Below are 16,970 nucleotides of genomic sequence, written 5' to 3'. Positions count from 1 at the left end.
TTATGATATTAACGCAATTTGAATGGCAAACCTTACTGCTAAGCTTGAAAGTTGCCGGTGCGGCAATTTTATTTAGTCTGCCACTAGGCATTTTAACAGCTTGGATTTTAGCCCGCTGTCAATTTTGGGGAAAATCTCTCTTTGATAGCGTTGTCCATCTACCTTTAGTTTTGCCACCTGTTGTGTTAGGTTATCTGTTACTTTTGACAATGGGGCGTCATGGGGTAATTGGCGAGTGGTTAAATCATTTTTTCCATATTAGTTTCAGTTTTAATTGGCAAGGTGCAGCGTTGGCCTCTGCAGTAGTTGCTTTCCCGTTAATGGTACGGTCTATACGTTTAGCCATTGAATCTATCGATATTCGTTTAGAAAATGTAGCACGTACATTAGGCGCCAGCTCGTTACGTGTATTTGTTACAATCACCTTACCCCTAGCTTTTCCCGGTGTTTTAATGGGTATTGTTCTTGGGTTTGCTCGCTGTTTAGGTGAGTTTGGTGCGACCATAACTTTTGTCTCAAATATTCAGGGCGAAACACGAACTTTACCATTAGCTATGTATACCTTGCTGCAAATGCCTAATGGTGAATCAGCCGCACTGAGGTTGTGCATTATCTCGATAGTGTTATCACTGGTTGCCCTATTCCTATCTGAAATGTTAAACCGCTGGCATAAAAAGAAGCTGGCAGGGTGATCGGTTATGTTAAAATTAGCAGTGAGCAAACAACTCTCTTCATTTATTTTTGAATTTAACCATACCATAAACTGTCAAGGCGTTACCGCTGTTTTAGGCGTTTCAGGTGCGGGAAAATCCACCTTAATCAATCTTATTAACGGGTTAATCAAACCCGATCATGGCTTTATTCAGCTAAATGATGAAATATTAGTTGATATTGAACAACGGCAGTTTATCTTACCGAATAAACGAGATATCGGTACGGTTTTTCAAGATGCTTTACTTTTTCCCCATTTTACAGTTTCAAAAAATCTGACCTATGGCGCTAAAGGGATTAAGTCACCCAAATTTGATGAAATTGTTGATGTGCTCAATATCAGCTCCCTATTAGATCGTTATCCGGCAATGTTATCAGGTGGTGAAAAACAGCGTGTTGCCATTGGGCGAGCATTACTTACTAATCCCAAATTGCTGCTAATGGACGAGCCACTATCAGCATTGGATATGCCACGTAAAAGAGAATTATTGAGTTATATTGCCAAATTGGTTAGTGATTTTAATATACCTATTATCTATGTCACTCATAATATCAACGAAGTGAAGTGTATAGCAGATGAAGTCGTCATTTTAGATCAGGGGCGATTACTTAATTTTGGAAAAACTGATGATATATTGCAAAGTGATTATTTAAAAGCGTGGTTGTAAAGCGATACAGTTTCGCTGTTACTCTCTTGCTTAATGTACGAAACACCGTCATGCCAAGCGCCTAGAACGATTCTGCTAGCTTGACGACCATTAATTAAAAAGTGATGCGTAGCAGGTTTATGGGTATGGCCATGTATCATAATATTGGCTTTATGCTGTTTCATCATTGCTTCAACCGCTTGCTGGTTAACATCCATAATGTTTTCAGACTTGACTTGATTATGCGCACTGCTTTCTTGCCGTAATTTTCCGGCGATTTTCGTGCGAATCGTGCGTGGTAACAGTAAAAAGAGCTTTTGCAACCACTTATTATGCATCACCTTACGGAATTTTTGATATTGCCGATCGTCAATACAGAGTAGATCACCATGCAAAAAAAGGATATTTTGGTTTTGATTATCAATACAATTTACATCAGGCAATATCGTCATATCACACAATTTGGCGTACTTTTTTCCTAACAGAAAATCACGATTACCATGGACAAAAAATTTTTTGATATGGCGTTCTGTCAGAGATTGTAATGCGTCAGCCACTTTTTGATGTAACGGTGTATTGACATCATCACCAATCCAATAATCAAATAGATCGCCGAGTATGTAGAGTTCACAATGATCGGGGAGCTGCTCTAAGAAAGACAAAAAGCCTGCGGTGATATCGAAACAACCGCAGGCAGATGTATTGTCAGCAAGATGAATATCTGCAATAAAAAAGCGTGTTGGATTATTCAACCGTAACACTCTTGATTAAAACCTCTTCCACAGGAACATCAGAATGCATACCGGAACGCCCTGTTTTGACAGCTTTAATTTTATCAACGACATCCATACCATCTACAACTTCCGCAAAAACGCAGTAGCCATAGCCATTGACATCAGATGAATGGTAATTGAGGTAGTCATTATCGACCACATTGATAAAAAATTGCGCCGTAGCAGAATGTGGATCAGAAGTACGCGCCATAGCTAATGTACCACGATTATTTTTTAAACCATTATCAGCTTCGTTTTTGATTGGCGCTTTGGTTTTCTTTTGTTGCATATCCGGCCCGAAACCACCACCTTGAATCATGAAATTATTAATCACTCGGTGGAAGATTGTATTATCGTAAAAACCCTCTTTGCAGTATTCAATAAAATTTTTTACCGTTTCCGGTGCTTTATCTTCATGGGTTTTAATTTTGATATCACCGTATGAAGTGTGAAATATAACCATAAAATGTTCCTTATTTTCATTTTTATTTTATTTTACATCTAAAAAATCTGAAATCTTGTGACATGGTATTGCCCTATCGACTAACTAAACTTTTCACAAGCTTCGAATGTATTACTCATCAACATCGCTACCGTCATTGGGCCGACTCCACCAGGAACTGGGGTAATCCAACCTGCACGCTTAGCAGCTTCGTCAAACTCGACATCCCCCACTAATTTACCATTGGCTAATCGGTTAATGCCAACATCGATAACAATTGCACCCGGCTTAATCCACTCGCCTTTCACGTAATTGGCAATTCCCACTCCGGCAACAACAATATCAGCATTGCTGACATGTTTTGCTAAATCAACAGTGCGAGAATGAGTGATAGTTGTTGTACATCCTAACAATAATAACTCCAGTGCCATTGGGCGCCCGACGATACTTGAGGCACCCACTACCGTTGCATTAAGACCCGATAGGTTTACTCCGGTTGATTCTAACATTTTAACAACACCATAAGGGGTGCATGGGCGTAAAATAGGGTCTCGCTGTAATAAATGACCAATATTATAAGGGTGAAAACCATCGACATCTTTACGTGGATCTATGCGTTCAAGCACCTTAGTTTTATCAATATTGTCCGGTAATGGGAGTTGAACTAAAATACCATGTACCTCAGGACGTTGATTAAGTTCATCAATTAGCGCTAATAAATCAGCTGTTGTAGAGCTTGGAAAATCATAAGCAAATGAAGCAAAACCAACATCATCACAAGCTTTTTGCTTATTGCTGACATAAATTTTAGATGCAGGGTCGGAGCCTACCTGTATAACCGCTAGCCCCGGAGGAGTTAATCCTTTTTCAACACGTGCTTTAACTTTACTCGCTATGTCATTGCGGATTTGTTGCGATAACGCTTTTCCATCAATTATTTGTGCACTCATAAGTCTTCATTTCTATGTTTACTGAAAATATTATTCTCGCAAAAGTTTTTATTAATGTCTATTCAGTTATGGTTGATTGGTTAAGTTCAGTCAATATTTGTTTATAATTTTGGTCAAAATTGGTTATAACTGAACAAATATTGGCTTCAAAAGCTTTAAGTTTAGGCTTTTGCGCCTTCCATTCGTTTTTGGAAATCTCTTTAATTGCACCCATATTTTTGAAAAAATTAAAATGCAAAATACTGCCACCGACCACATTATAAAAAATACGTTCGCCAATATCTTGTCCTTCTTTTTTTAGATTATTAAAATTTTCATAATGAAATTGAGTATTACCTTGCTCAGTGATAATGGCTGTATGAAGCAACTTGACCAAGCGTTTATACAATTTATTTAATTCACTTTTCAGCTCACTATCATCACTTAATTGATTTACTATAGCTTGATCAAAACTTGTTTTTATCTCAAGTAAAAGGTCTAAAGATTGTTGTTCAAGCTTAGGTAGCTGAATCCGAAAATCCTTTTGAAATTGGATTAATTTTTTTTGTAAGGCACGATTTGGCGTTATCGATTTTTGATTTAATATTACATTACCGTTTGGCAAAATAATCAAATCATCCTTTTTATTGTAAATATGCACACTCTCTTTGCTGATAGAGATGTCATAACTGGGTTTAACAGCACACTCTTTTTTAGCAGCATAGACACTCATGGGTAATAACAAAACGATTAATAATATTTTTTTTAACATATTTATATCCAATTAGTTAATTACAACCGATTATAGCTTTCGCTTATCAATAAGCATAATAAATAATATTTATTTTTGCTATTTCAAGAAAAGTTTAGTTATAACAGGCTGACTAAAAAACAGTCTTTATTCTCTAATAATATAATCATATTATAAAAATAATGTTGCTGGCTGTTTCAAAAGTGCGATGAAATATATGAAAAAATAAGCAATCTAATTTTGGTGATCCACCTTAAAGCCTTTTTAACTTTCCAATTTGATTATCAATAGATATAATCTATTTAAACAAATATGTTTAACAACTTTTTTTTCTTTAAAACTAAAGTATAGTGAACATATCATTAATATCAATGAAAGAGGTGACAAATGTATACTGTAATTTTTGGTCGTCAAGGCTGTCCGTATTGCGTACGAGCGAAAGAGTTAGCCGAAAAATTATCGCAAGAACGTGATGATTTTTCTTATCGTTATGTCGACATTAATGCAGAAGGCATTACTAAAGAAGATCTTTCTAAAAGTGTGGGCAAGCCAGTTGAAACTGTGCCACAAATCTTTATTGATGAAAAACCAATTGGTGGATGCACTGACTTTGAAGCTTATGCTAAAGAGCATTTAGGTCTTTTCAAAGAGTAATCTTTCATCATCAAATTCTATTTAAAAGCCACTTAATTGTGGCTTTTTTTATCGCCCCGGTAACTTTTTCCATGTTACTTCGTTTCGTAAATAGGTGGGTTCAGCATCCTGTACATTTAGCCACTCATTGTTTTGCCATTTTTGTTCAGCAATGACAATCAAATCTTGAGCATCGGGCAGTAAAACATCACTTTGTTTAATGTTCGTTAACATATCCGGATAAGTTTGCCAGCCAGTACCTGCACAATAAGTTGAGCTGGTTATCGTTTGTATTTTGTCACCGACTTTTTCAGGTGCAACAACGCAAGGAGTGATAACCGCTTGCCATTGATCATCGATATAATGGTATTGTCCTAAGTAGACCTCGTTCATTCTGGCATCGATTGCTGCAATTACATCGGTTGCTTGTTTGTTACGATATGCCCCTTGAGCTAAAGTCATTAACGTTGATACGCCTATCATTGGTTTATCAAGCCCCAATGCTAAACCTTGGGCAACCCCAATGCCAATTCGAACACCGGTAAAACTTCCGGGGCCTTGGCCAAAAGCAATAGCATCAACTTGAGAAAGTGAGCAGTCAGATTGGTGCAATATTTTATCTACCATAGGGAGTATTTGCTTAGTATGGTCTCTGGCTGAGATCATAAAATCTGAAGTGATTTCATTACGATAAAGTAAAGCGACCGAACAAGCTTCAGTTGAAGTATCAATTGCTAATATAGTACTCATTTTTTTCCCAAAAATTTCTGTCTTTTGTTAGTTCTTTGATAATAAGAAATTAATTACTTTATTTATATCTCGTGTTCTGGGTGAAGGCGGTAAACTATTAATAAATGTTGCACCGTATGGTCGCATGACCAGACGATTATCACAAATAATAATTGCACCACGATCATTATGGTGACGTATCAAGCGCCCGACACCTTGTTTTAAGGTGATCACCGCTTCTGGTAGTTGTACATCATTAAACGCATCGCCACCTTGCATTTGACAATCCTCCATACGCGCTTTAATAAGTGGATCGTCCGGAGATGTAAATGGTAACTTATCTATGATAACACATGATAGGGTATCGCCTCTAACATCTATCCCCTCCCAAAAGCTACTGGTTGCGATTAACAGTGCATTACCGCTGGCAACAAACTGATCTAATAATTTTACTTTGCTGGTTTCACCTTGAACCAGTACGGGTAATTGGGTCAGCTCTCTAAACTGCTTAGCCAATGCATTCATCATTGCATAAGAGGTACATAAAAAGAAACATCGCCCATTATTTGCTTCAATCACCGGCAATAGAATATTGACCAGTTTTTCCGCATTACCTTGTTCATTAGGTGAAGGAATATAGCGAGGCACACACATTATGGTTTGATGAGCATAATCAAAAGGGCTTTCTAATATTAATGAGTCAGCATTGGTTAAGCCTAAACGTTTAGTAAAATAATCTAATTGATTATTGACTGACAAAGTAGCAGAGGTAAATATCCAACTGCCTTTTCGTTCCGCTAATAATTCGGTGAACTTATCGGCAACCGATAATGGCGTTAACGCAAAGAGAAAGTAGTTAAGACTACTTTCATACCAATAACTATAGCCGGTGGTATTGATCTCTTGAAGTCGTTTTAACAGCAAAGTATATTGGCTTACTCTATCAAAACAGTTATCGAGCGTTGAAGAACGACCAATAGCTAATAACATCACTTCGTGACAAAAGTTTAGCGCATCAAAAAGATAAGATAATTCTTGTTTTACAGCAGGTTGATTAAATAAAGTACGTAAATTACCTTTGGGTGCTTGCTGATTAATGACCAACCGTAAATCTTGAGTGCATTTTTGAAGTTTATCGGCACACTGTTGTAGTTGAGCCATGTCTTTGACTTCGGTGCGATAACAAAGAGTAATTTCTTTGGCTAAATCAAAAAGTTGTCTACTTGTTAATTGTTCGCCGAAATAATGACAAGCTAAATCTGGAAGTTGATGCGCTTCATCAAAAATCATCACATCAGCTTTAGGTATGAGTTCGCCAAATCCGGTGTCTTTTACTACCACATCCGCTAAAAATAGATGATGATTGACAACAACAACATCCGCATTTAATGCTCGCTTTCGGGCTTTGACGACATAGCAATCGTTATAATGTTCACAATCACTTCCAAGACAACTATCATTAGTGCTGGTTAAAATAGGCCAAATCGGATTATCCTCAGTAACCGTTGTGCATTTACTGATATCGCCATCTTTGGTTTTAATCGACCAGTTTTTGACCCTAGCCAAATCAACACGTAAATCTTTATTGAGATCACCGGCGGCGGCATATTGATGATACAAACGTTCTAAACAAAGATAGTTCGATCTCCCTTTCAGTAACGATATTTTACCCGTGTAATTTAATGCCTTTTTGATAATCGGTAGATCTTTACTAAATAGTTGTTCTTGTAAATTTTTAGATCCTGTTGAAAGTATCACTTTCTTTTCACTGCGCAAGGCAGGTACAAGATAAGCGAAAGTTTTACCCGTTCCGGTACCTGCTTCAACCACAAGAGCATGCTGTTTTTCTATCGATTCGGAAACTTTACTCGCCATGTTGCGTTGTGGCTCTCTTGCCACAAAGCCGTCTATCGCTTTAGCCAGTAAACCATTTTCTGCAAAATCATCAATCACTTAACATGCACCTGATAAAAAGATAAATTCAACACATTAATCAAAATAAGAAAATCTATTTAGGAATATTAAAACGCAATGAAAGTTGAGTACGTTCATTTATGCTGATATGAATTTATTTTATAGAATTGAACAATTAACCACTTAAATAAGTGGCATACTATACCAATAACCGAAAGAAAAAGATATACAGGATTAGTTTACACATCGACTAAATCATATTTTTATGCCTAATAATCAATTGATTAAATATTACTGAAAGATGAATAATCGTTAAATCATAAACGTTTGGATAAGCCAATATTGATTAATATTTCAATTAATTTTTCTCAGAGAGAGAATCGCATTTTATTTCAGCAATTTGGTTTTTAAATAGATCAAATAGTGACCTATCCCGGACAAATATTTTTTTTGTTTAAACATCAATCGAGAGTAAGCCCGTATTGATGAGGTTTTCTTTGCACAGTAGAGTGGTAAACAATCATTTCGCCATGGGGATTGTTCTAAATAGTTGTCAAACAATCTGGAGCGATATGGCTGATGCCATGGCTTATTTTTAGTGATGTAATGGATAAGAACCGTATCTTGTGGCACATTGGCATCTTCATTACCATTAACCGATAATGCAAGCAAATTATTATACTTTTGCGGCAAGATAAATCTTTTTTCACCAATAGCAATATTTAACACATCTTGATCAGGAAATTGGTATTTTTCACCACTATTTAAAAGTTTTAATGTCTTAGATGTGATATCTTGCTGACACCAAAGTGGCACATTAATTAACATAACACCTGAATTGAAATACGTGCCAAATATAACATCATATTTAGCGCATTGTGATTGTTGCATATAGGGCATATCAGCAACAGCTGCTACAATAATAGAATCTAAATTAATTTGTTCAATTAAATCCAATTTTTTAATACAAAGCGTATCACTATCAATATACAATAATTTGGTAGCAATATCTTTTAAGATCATTGGCGCTATCAATCTGACGCAAGCGGCAATAGGAAATTGTTCGGTATTTTTTTTATCAATTTTAAACTGATCATTAATCACATATTCAGTTATAGCAACATCATTAGCTTTGATAAGAGAGAGTTTCTTTCTATTTTCATCATTTAGATTATGGGTAAAAAGATGAAAATGAATTGGCTGTTTTTGATTATTTTCAATAACCGAAATAATATCGACTCCAGCAGATAAAGCGTAGTTATCATCAAAACATAAAAGAATATGCAATACGTGTTTAGCATCTGAAAAAGCACAAGACAATAATTCATTTTTTTTATTAATAAATGCATCAACATTAATCACAATCTAATCCTTAATGTTTTTTACAAGCTTTATGTTTTAGATAAAGGAGATAATATTTAATAGCGGCAAAATATTTGTGTTGACTGGCAAGTAATTTTGCATATCGTCTGGTTGTAGAAGGTGCATTTTCATTCGCTACTAACAATTTATCGTTTGCCCACGGTGAGGATGACAAATATCGTTGATAAAGTGGTGTTAAATATAATTGGTACCAAGGTTTATTGCCAGTGACATAATGAATTATCACCGCATCATTGCCAATCACACTATCTTCTTTTCCGCCTACCGTTAATGAGGTAAGAATATTAAAACGTTTAGGTAAAAATACTGTTTTAGCTTGCATCAAAATATTTAATACATCTTGATCAGCAAACTTATATACTTTACCGCTATTTATCATAGCAAACGCTTTATCGGTAAGATTATTATCTACCCACATATCAGTATTAATATAGATCATTCCGGCATTAAAATATTCACCGTAAGGGATATCACAAGCTGGGCATTGCTTTTCCTGTGTTTTATCAACATCAGGTACTACTGCTGCATATTTATCACTTAAATCAGTGTGAATTAATTCATTGAGATTATTTGTACAAAGTACATCGCAATCTAAATATAAAACTCGCGAAGTCACTTTATTTAATATCTGAGGAACGACAAATCGTAAGCAGGTTGAGGCTGATACATGCAATACTAATGTATCAGGATTAATCGAAAAATCATCCCCAATTTCATAACAAATTATGCTAACATTATCGCTGTTTAGTTGATTAAATCTTGATATTTTTTCATTAGTTACATTATTAGCAAACAAATGGAATACCAGATTCTTATCCAAATTATTTGAAATAACCGAAGACATCGCTATTCCTGCTGGCATTGCATAATTGTCATCAAAACAAAATGCAATATGTGTGGTTTCTAAAGATGCTTTAGCATTTTCAAATAATGTATTGATTTTTTTGATAAAAAGATTTTCTTTCATTTTTTACTAATATTTAAGGATGATTTTAGAAAATTTGAAATAACATTGTAACATACGTTAAATTAAACAATGAAGTAATAATCAATTTTATATTGACATATTAATTGGGTAATGACTAAATATCATGATAGGTTATTTAAGAGTGTCTGAAATGAATAATATTATTAATATCGCATATTGTACTGATTCAAATTATCTTGAACATGTAGGCGTGTCGATAAGCTCTATAGTACATAATAATCTCAATAATAATATTCATTTTCATGTTTTTTTGTATGATGTCTCGCAAGAGGAACAACAGAAGTTACAACAACTTAGCTCTTCAATTACGCTATATTCAATTCCTGTAGAAGAGTTGACAAAATATTCTGATACTCAAAATAACAAAGTCAAACATATCAATCGGTCGATGTATATACGACTATCAGTTCCCAGACTATTAAATGGTATTGTTGATAAATTCATTTATCTTGATGCCGATACTTTATGTTTTGCTGATATTTCTTCAATTTTAGATATCAATATAGATTCAGTGATATGTGCTGTAACGCCCGATTCATTGGATAAACAAAATATGTTGAAAAATCAGGAAAGACTTCAACTTAATTCAACCAATTATTTTAACTCGGGCCTTTTATATATTAATGTTCATAAGTGGATTGAGTTTGATACTGAAAACAAAGTTAATCAGATACTACTTTCTTCTGAAAACAAAAATCTAGTCTATCCTGATCAAGATGCTTTAAATATCGTATTAGAAAATCAAGTTCTATGGATAGATCCAAAATGGAATTATTTATTTACCTGGATGAATGATAAGCAAAAAGAGACATTTTTTTACGATAAAGCGTCATTACCATGCATAATTCATTTCACTGGCGCAAGGAAGATGTGGTATCAAGAACACACCGGACTTGCACAAAATTTGTATAATTTTTATAAACACTTCACCCCTTGGGCAAATACTCCTCTTAAAAGTTATAAGCATAAAATGCGGGTTAATGATTATCGTATTTATGCTAAGTCCTTTTTTAAAAAAGGGCAATTTTTTACAAGCCTAAAGTATTTTCTTACTTATATTAAGTTAAAAATAGTGAAAAAAAATTAAACTAGTTTTCTTAACAAATATAAATAATAGAATTTAATCGATAAGCTAAATTGTTTTTCTTTGAAACAGTGTTTTGCATAATTGCGTAACCATGATTTCTTTAATGCAAGCGGTCGAGGAGTATTGTTCCAAGGCGATAGAGCATGATAGCTTTGAAATAACTGAGAGTTAAATGTCTGATACCATGGCTTGTATCCAGTAACATAGTGTAATAACACGGTGTAAGGTGCTATCGCTTTTTCTTCATTACAAGGGAAAGTAATATGAATTTTAGTATTATATTTGATAGGTAATAATAATGTTTTATTCTCTAGCAAAATATTTAAAACATCCTGATCGGCAAAGTGATAAATATTTCCGTCGTTGACCTTCTCAATACATTTATTAGTAAGATCATCTTGCATCCATTTTTCAGAATTTATCAATAAAACTCCTGAATTAAAGTATCTTTCAGAATCAATATTATAAAATTGCTTTATTTTGTTTTGCATCGGCTTATCATCGGATATCACCGCAGCAACATAATTTGAAATATCAGTATTATATAATTCTGAAATAGGCTTCAAACAAAGAATATCACTATCGATATAGAGAAATTTCTTAGTTTGTGAATACAATAAAGCTGGTAAAATAAAACGAACACAGGATACAGCTGATAAATAACCAAGTACTAATGTATTGGGATTAATTTCAAAATTATCATTTAAATAATAGATTTTAATAGTGACTTGTTGATTAACTAATTCTTTAAACTTAGCTATATTTTCTAATGAAACATTATCGACTAAAAGATGAAAACAAAAACATGAAGAGCTATTGTTTTTTATCACAGAAGTTATTGTTACCCCAGCAGGCATTGCATAATTATCATCAAAGGCTAATGCTATGTGCAACATATTTGAATTTGGTTCATTACTTTCTGAAAAAGTCTCCATTTTATTTACAAATTTCTTCCAATCAAACATACATCATTCTCAATTAATTTTTCTATCTGAATAAAGTTCTTACCACTTATAAATAATCGTTTAAAATAAATTGATAATTTATAGAAAGGATTTTTACATTGTGCTAATATTTTAGAATATAAAGTGAACATTTGAAACCATGCTATCATACAAAGTTACAAAAGAAATAATAAAAATCATAACTTTTCCTATTTTTCTATCTCCGGTTAGAAAAAAAGTTAAAAATTACCTAAAAAACGAAGTTTTTAATCTGCCGTATCGTAAGCAGAAAGAATTTTATGATCATATTGTTAAATATTGTAGTCATACGGCTCAAGTCAATTGCGAAGCAGCCTTTACCCCTCCGGAGCAATTACCGATTTGGCAAATTTGGTTTCAAGGTGAAGCTAGCGCACCAAATATTGTTAAATTGTGTTTCGAAAGCGTGGAAAAGTATGCTGGCGACCGTAAAATTATTCGGCTAACAGAAGAAAATTATCTTGATTATATTGAGTTACCAGAATATATCATTGAAAAATATAAAAAAGGCATTATCACGCCAGTACATTTATCAGATATTATTCGAGTTTGCTTATTGGCAAAATATGGCGGTACTTGGATTGATGCGACAGTTTTATTAACTCATAAGATACCATCCCAAATTCTTCAATCCAATTTTTTTGCTTTTCGCATTACTAAAGACAGTGCTTGGTTTGATTGCCACACATATCTGGCATTTGCTAGTTGGTTTATGCATTCTCAACCTAATAATAACTTAATGTGTAGTGTGAGAAACGCCCTTTTTGATTATTGGAAAAATGAAGATAAAATTATTGATTACTTTCTAATATATTTTATTTTTAGATGCCTCATTGATGAGCACAAATGTTTAGCAGATGAATGGAATGCCTCAATTAATTTAATTGAAGAACCGACTCACCTAATGCAATTATCTTTTAATGAAGACTTTTGCTTAGAAAAATTAGAAGAAATAAAAAATAAATCTTCTATACATAAATTAACCTATCGTTATAAAGATAAAGTTAATGGCTCATTTTTAGATAGGTTTTTTAAAGAAAAAGATCTGTTTTATTAAATCTTTCTTGCTCCTAATCTTATTTTTTAGCTATTGATTTTAGGATATAATAACGATAAATAACTATTAATAATTTATTGATATGTATAATATACAAAGCTTCATTGCATCAACTGAGACTATTGCTAAAGCCTCAAACCCAAATTTTTCAACTTTACACATTGCGTTAGGATTCGATGATAATTATGCTATGCCAGCTGGCATAACGATCACTTCAGTAATTAATAATACTTTAGATGTTAATTTGCACTTTCATTTATTTATTGATCAAGTAAGTGAATCAAATATTGAAAAATTTAAACAGCTAGCCGGAGATCGAATTACAATTACAATTTATAGGATTAATAATAATTTTGTCATAAATCCTAAAACTTTAGTTCTTCATATTTCGAATGCTTCAACATGTATTCGTTTTATCATACCGGAATTGTTAAATTCAGTAACAGATAAAGTCATTTACCTTGATAGCGACACGATTTGCTTAAAATCATTAGTACCCCTTGCTAATTATAATATTGATGATTATATAGCCGGCGTAATAAGTGATAGCAAAGATATGCAAGAAGCAATCAGCAAAATGTATAGTTTAGATTCAAGCAAATATTTTAATGCGGGTGTATTATTAATTAATACTAAAAATTGGTGTGAAGCGGGCATTACCGAAAAAGCGCTAAATTTGATTAATGACGGTAATGTTTATAAATTTGCTGATCAAGATGTCCTAAATATTTTGTTGGAAAAGAAAACTTTATTATTACCTATTAAGTTTAATACTAAAATAAAGATTTCTATTGACGCGCATCAAGAAAAAAATATAAAACCTTATACGGTGGTATTACATTATATCTCGCAAAACAAGCCTTGGTATAAAGTTTACCAGTCGGAAATTTTCCAGCACTATTTACAGCAATCGCCATGGAAAGATGTAGAATTGCCTTTAAGTGGTAATAGTTCTTCTGTAAGAAATTATGCGAAGTATTTGATGAATCTAGGTAAGTATACATCAGCTTTTTATTACTATATCATATATTTGATATACAAATTTTATAATAATAAATAAAAGGGATAATTTAGCAATGATTGTGAAGAACACTAATTTAACAGTTATTATACCCTGTTACAATGTTGAGTCATATATTGCTAATTGTTTAGATTCTTTAGTTAATCAGACTTGTTTACCAGAAGAAATAATTTGCGTAGATGATGGTTCAACAGACAAAACTGAAGAAATACTAGTTAGATATGCTGCTAAGCATAAGCAAATAAAAATAATTTCTCAACCTAATTTAGGTGTAAGTGCTGCTCGAAACACAGGTATTGAAGCAGCTTCTAAAGATTATGTAATGTTTGTTGATTCAGATGATATAGTTAATACGAACTTATTTAATGAATTTAAAACATCACTAAAAAATAATCCTGAATTAGAATTATTTTACTTTAACTATACATCTTTCAAAGATGAGAAATCTTTGCCTTTGCTTACTGATCTGTCACTAATTGAAACCCCTAAAAAATATTTTGATAGTGGTATAGAGTTATTAGATTTTTTGCTAGAAAAAGAAAATTACTCAGGGGTGACCTGGCAATATATTTTTAAACGTTATTTATTTAAAGAAAAATTCACCGGGAGAATACACGAAGATCACAAAGTTTCTTTAGCGATTCTTAAAAACGCTCATATTTCATGTTATTTTATGAGCAAATTAGCCTATTTGCATAGAAGTCGCCTTTGTTCGCTGTCATCTAATCAACATGTAGATTATAAAAATACTTGTATTTTAAGGGATGTATTGGTTGATTGTTTTGATACGATTAAAAACCTTCCTATATCATCTAATGCTAAAAATAACTACTTTTTTCGGATGAATGTTACTTATTTAGAATTATTACTCAAATCGAGTTACAATTATTCTCTTCAAGAAAGAGAGAGTATAAAAAAAGATTTAGGTTTATTAAAAATTACTATTAGAATGCATAGAAATAATAAAAGAAAAATAATTCAAAACATTTGCTATGCAATCAAATTTTCCAAAAAAAATAGGTGCTCAATAAATACGAAATTAATATTATTAAAATATGCCGTAACTAAAAAACACCCATATACTAATATTGATAATGAAAATTTTTATTATTCAACATTAAGCCAATATTAATTTATTAATTCAGACCTATTTTTCAAATTGTATAGATTTTTGTAGACCCCATTTTTATTAATGAGTTCATTATGGTTACCTTGCTCTACAATTTGACCATTATCAATGACTAAGATAATATCAGCATTTTCAATTGTAGATAGTCTATGCGCAATAACTATTGCGGTTCTCCCAATTTGTAAGGCATCTAAAGCTTTTTGTATAACCTGCTCTGATTCTGTATCCAATGCTGATGTAGCTTCATCTAAAATCAATATAGGACTATTTCTTAAAAGTGCTCTAGCTATTGAAATTCTCTGTCTTTGACCGCCTGACAATAATATACCGCCTTCCCCGACTTTAGTATTAAATCCATCTTTAAATTCCATAATAAAATCATATGCGTAGGCTTTCTTTGCTGCTTCTTCAATTTCTTCTTGAGTATATTCACCAATTTTGCCATAAGCAATATTATTGGTTATCGTATCATTAAATAAGTGTACATTTTGGGATACTAGTCCTATTTGATTTCGTAAACAATATAATGTTAAATCTTGTATATTATAGCCATCAATTAAAATTTCCCCTTCAGTAATATCATAGAATCGGGTTAATAAGCTAGCTATAGTTGTTTTACCTGATCCGGAACGACCAACCAACGCAACAGTGTCGCCCGCTTTTATATTAAAATTAATGTTACGTAGAGCTAAGTCTTGTCTAGTTTCATAACCAAATGAGACATTATTAAAAATGATTTCACCTTTAACTCTTTCAATATCAATTGTACCTTTATCATCTTCTATAGGCTGTTCTAAAATAGCAAATAATGTCTGACAAGCTGCCATTCCTTTTTGGAAGCCGGCATTAACACTAGTTAGATTTTTAATTGGTTGCATTAGTGCAACTAGAGAAGAAAACACTACAGTAAACTCACCAGGAGTAATATTTAAATCAGGATTACTTGCTGTTACAAGAACAAAAGCAATAGCAAAAGAAATAACTAATTGAACAATAGGAGTGGATAAAGCAGATATGGAAGTTAATTTCATTCCATCCCTACGGAATTTGTTATTCACTTTATTAAAGTTTTTTGATTCTTCTTCTTGAGCGCCAAAGACTATAATTTCTCGGTGCCCTTTTAACATTTGCTCAACAGACATAGTTACATTGCCCATTGAGTTTTGCATATTTTTTGCTAGCTTCCTAAATTTCACCGATATAAAAGTAATTAATCCAATTACGACAGGCGTAATAATGATCAAAGACAAGGATAACTGCCAACTGTTATAAAACATAGTATAAAATAGGCCGCAAATAAAAGCTGATTCACGAATAATTGTAATTAATGCATCTGACGATGAAGCAGCCACCTGATCTGTATCATAAATAATTCGGGATAATAATCGTCCTGTTGAATTTTTATCATAATAACTGACTGGAGCATCAACGAAATGGTTAAATAACTTTTGGCGGATTTTCATTACGATTTTTCCAGAAACAAAAGCGAGAAAAACAGAATAACCATAATTTGCAACGCCTCGTAAAAATACCAAACCCAAGATATAAATAGGTGCCATAAATAAAAAATCTTTATCATTCATGGTGAAACCTTTATCAAGTAAAGGACGTAATAAAGCAATTAATGAAGTATCAGCGAATGCACTAACAATTAATAAAATAACTGATAAAAATAAAACAAATTTATATCTTAAGATATAAGGAAAAAGTTTTAAAAAAGTTTTCCAAGTTGATGAGTCTTTATCAATATCGCTATACTTGTCATGATTATTTTGATTTGTATTCTGTTTCAT

General features: G+C 32.8%; 16 protein-coding genes and 2 pseudogenes. 7 read left to right on the top strand and 11 right to left on the bottom strand.

All coding sequences use genetic code 11. The features are described 5' to 3' along the window. The first annotated feature begins 2 nt into the window (after positions 1-2). Positions 3-692: a molybdate ABC transporter permease subunit gene (modB, locus tag GYM74_RS04210; RefSeq protein ID WP_220219239.1), complete on the top strand. Its 690-nt coding sequence runs from the start codon at positions 3-5 to the stop codon at positions 690-692. A 6-nt stretch (positions 693-698) separates the two neighbouring features. After that, positions 699-1,379, top strand: a complete 681-nt coding sequence (gene modC, locus GYM74_RS04205) for a molybdenum ABC transporter ATP-binding protein (protein WP_220219238.1) — start codon at positions 699-701, stop codon at positions 1,377-1,379. On the opposite strand, the gene GYM74_RS04200 is transcribed toward modC, so the two are convergent. From GYM74_RS04200 to GYM74_RS04185, 4 genes are all read right to left on the bottom strand, one after another. Then, positions 1,358-2,110: a UDP-2,3-diacylglucosamine diphosphatase gene (locus tag GYM74_RS04200; RefSeq protein ID WP_220219237.1), complete on the bottom strand. Its 753-nt coding sequence runs from the start codon at positions 2,108-2,110 to the stop codon at positions 1,358-1,360. The two genes, modC and GYM74_RS04200, sit on opposite strands and share 22 nt — an antisense overlap. Further along, complete coding sequence (ppiB, locus tag GYM74_RS04195; protein ID WP_220219236.1) at positions 2,103-2,594, bottom strand: peptidylprolyl isomerase B; 492 nt, start codon at positions 2,592-2,594, stop codon at positions 2,103-2,105. The genes GYM74_RS04200 and ppiB overlap by 8 nt, the downstream gene beginning before the upstream one ends. 80 nt (positions 2,595-2,674) lie before the next feature. Then, positions 2,675-3,523, bottom strand: a complete 849-nt coding sequence (folD, locus tag GYM74_RS04190) for a bifunctional methylenetetrahydrofolate dehydrogenase/methenyltetrahydrofolate cyclohydrolase FolD (RefSeq protein WP_220219235.1) — start codon at positions 3,521-3,523, stop codon at positions 2,675-2,677. Positions 3,524-3,581: 58 nt separating this feature from the next. After that, a complete protein-coding gene (locus tag GYM74_RS04185) occupies positions 3,582-4,274 on the bottom strand; it encodes a hypothetical protein (RefSeq protein ID WP_220219234.1) in 693 nt (230 codons plus the stop codon). 366 nt (positions 4,275-4,640) lie between these two features. On the opposite strand from GYM74_RS04185, the gene GYM74_RS04180 reads away from it, so the two are divergent. Continuing rightward, the gene (locus GYM74_RS04180) at positions 4,641-4,907 is read left to right on the top strand and encodes a GrxA family glutaredoxin (protein ID WP_034912061.1); all 267 of its coding nucleotides are present in this window, start codon (positions 4,641-4,643) and stop codon (positions 4,905-4,907) included. 48 nt (positions 4,908-4,955) lie between these two features. Here the strand turns inward: GYM74_RS04180 and tsaB are convergent, their stop codons facing one another. The 4 genes from tsaB to GYM74_RS04160 form a co-directional block, all read right to left on the bottom strand. Further along, entirely contained in the window at positions 4,956-5,636 is a 681-nt protein-coding gene (gene tsaB / locus GYM74_RS04175) for a tRNA (adenosine(37)-N6)-threonylcarbamoyltransferase complex dimerization subunit type 1 TsaB (protein ID WP_220219233.1), read from the bottom strand. Between the two features lie 27 nt (positions 5,637-5,663). Beyond that, positions 5,664-7,568: an ATP-dependent DNA helicase gene (locus GYM74_RS04170; protein WP_220219232.1), complete on the bottom strand. Its 1,905-nt coding sequence runs from the start codon at positions 7,566-7,568 to the stop codon at positions 5,664-5,666. 348 nt (positions 7,569-7,916) lie between these two features. Continuing rightward, positions 7,917-8,891, bottom strand: coding sequence for a glycosyltransferase family 8 protein (locus GYM74_RS04165; protein ID WP_220219231.1), 975 nt, complete (start codon positions 8,889-8,891; stop codon positions 7,917-7,919). Between the two features lie 10 nt (positions 8,892-8,901). After that, a complete protein-coding gene (locus GYM74_RS04160) occupies positions 8,902-9,879 on the bottom strand; it encodes a glycosyltransferase family 8 protein (protein ID WP_220219230.1) in 978 nt (325 codons plus the stop codon). Positions 9,880-10,030: 151 nt separating this feature from the next. Between GYM74_RS04160 and GYM74_RS04155 the strand changes: the two genes are divergently transcribed. Next, complete coding sequence (locus tag GYM74_RS04155) at positions 10,031-10,987, top strand: glycosyltransferase family 8 protein (protein WP_220219229.1); 957 nt, start codon at positions 10,031-10,033, stop codon at positions 10,985-10,987. On the opposite strand, the pseudogene GYM74_RS12375 reads toward GYM74_RS04155, so the two are convergent. After that, a pseudogene (locus GYM74_RS12375) lies at positions 10,984-11,142 on the bottom strand (glycosyltransferase family 8 C-terminal domain-containing protein); the annotation flags it as partial. The gene GYM74_RS04155 and the pseudogene GYM74_RS12375 overlap by 4 nt on opposite strands. A gap of 36 nt (positions 11,143-11,178) precedes the next feature. Next, positions 11,179-11,883, bottom strand: a pseudogene (locus tag GYM74_RS04150) (glycosyltransferase family 8 protein); the annotation flags it as partial. A gap of 208 nt (positions 11,884-12,091) precedes the next feature. Here GYM74_RS04150 and GYM74_RS04145 point away from each other — a divergent pair. The 3 genes from GYM74_RS04145 to GYM74_RS04135 all read left to right on the top strand — a co-directional run bounded on the left by GYM74_RS04145 (position 12,092) and on the right by GYM74_RS04135 (position 15,180). Further along, a complete protein-coding gene (locus GYM74_RS04145; protein ID WP_220219227.1) occupies positions 12,092-13,027 on the top strand; it encodes a capsular polysaccharide synthesis protein in 936 nt (311 codons plus the stop codon). A gap of 82 nt (positions 13,028-13,109) precedes the next feature. After that, the gene (locus GYM74_RS04140) at positions 13,110-14,087 is read left to right on the top strand and encodes a glycosyltransferase family 8 protein (RefSeq protein ID WP_220219226.1); all 978 of its coding nucleotides are present in this window, start codon (positions 13,110-13,112) and stop codon (positions 14,085-14,087) included. 16 nt (positions 14,088-14,103) lie between these two features. Then, complete coding sequence (locus GYM74_RS04135; RefSeq protein ID WP_220219225.1) at positions 14,104-15,180, top strand: glycosyltransferase family 2 protein; 1,077 nt, start codon at positions 14,104-14,106, stop codon at positions 15,178-15,180. Here the strand turns inward: GYM74_RS04135 and msbA are convergent. Then, positions 15,177-16,970, bottom strand: a complete 1,794-nt coding sequence (msbA, locus tag GYM74_RS04130; RefSeq protein ID WP_220219224.1) for a lipid A export permease/ATP-binding protein MsbA — start codon at positions 16,968-16,970, stop codon at positions 15,177-15,179. The two genes, GYM74_RS04135 and msbA, sit on opposite strands and share 4 nt — an antisense overlap.

Origin of the sequence: Gilliamella sp. ESL0405 (genome assembly GCF_019469205.1) — a bacterium.
In the GTDB taxonomy this organism is placed as follows: domain Bacteria; phylum Pseudomonadota; class Gammaproteobacteria; order Enterobacterales; family Orbaceae; genus Gilliamella.
Note: the sequence above shows the minus strand (reverse complement) of the source record. Positions and strands in the feature narration are given on the sequence as shown.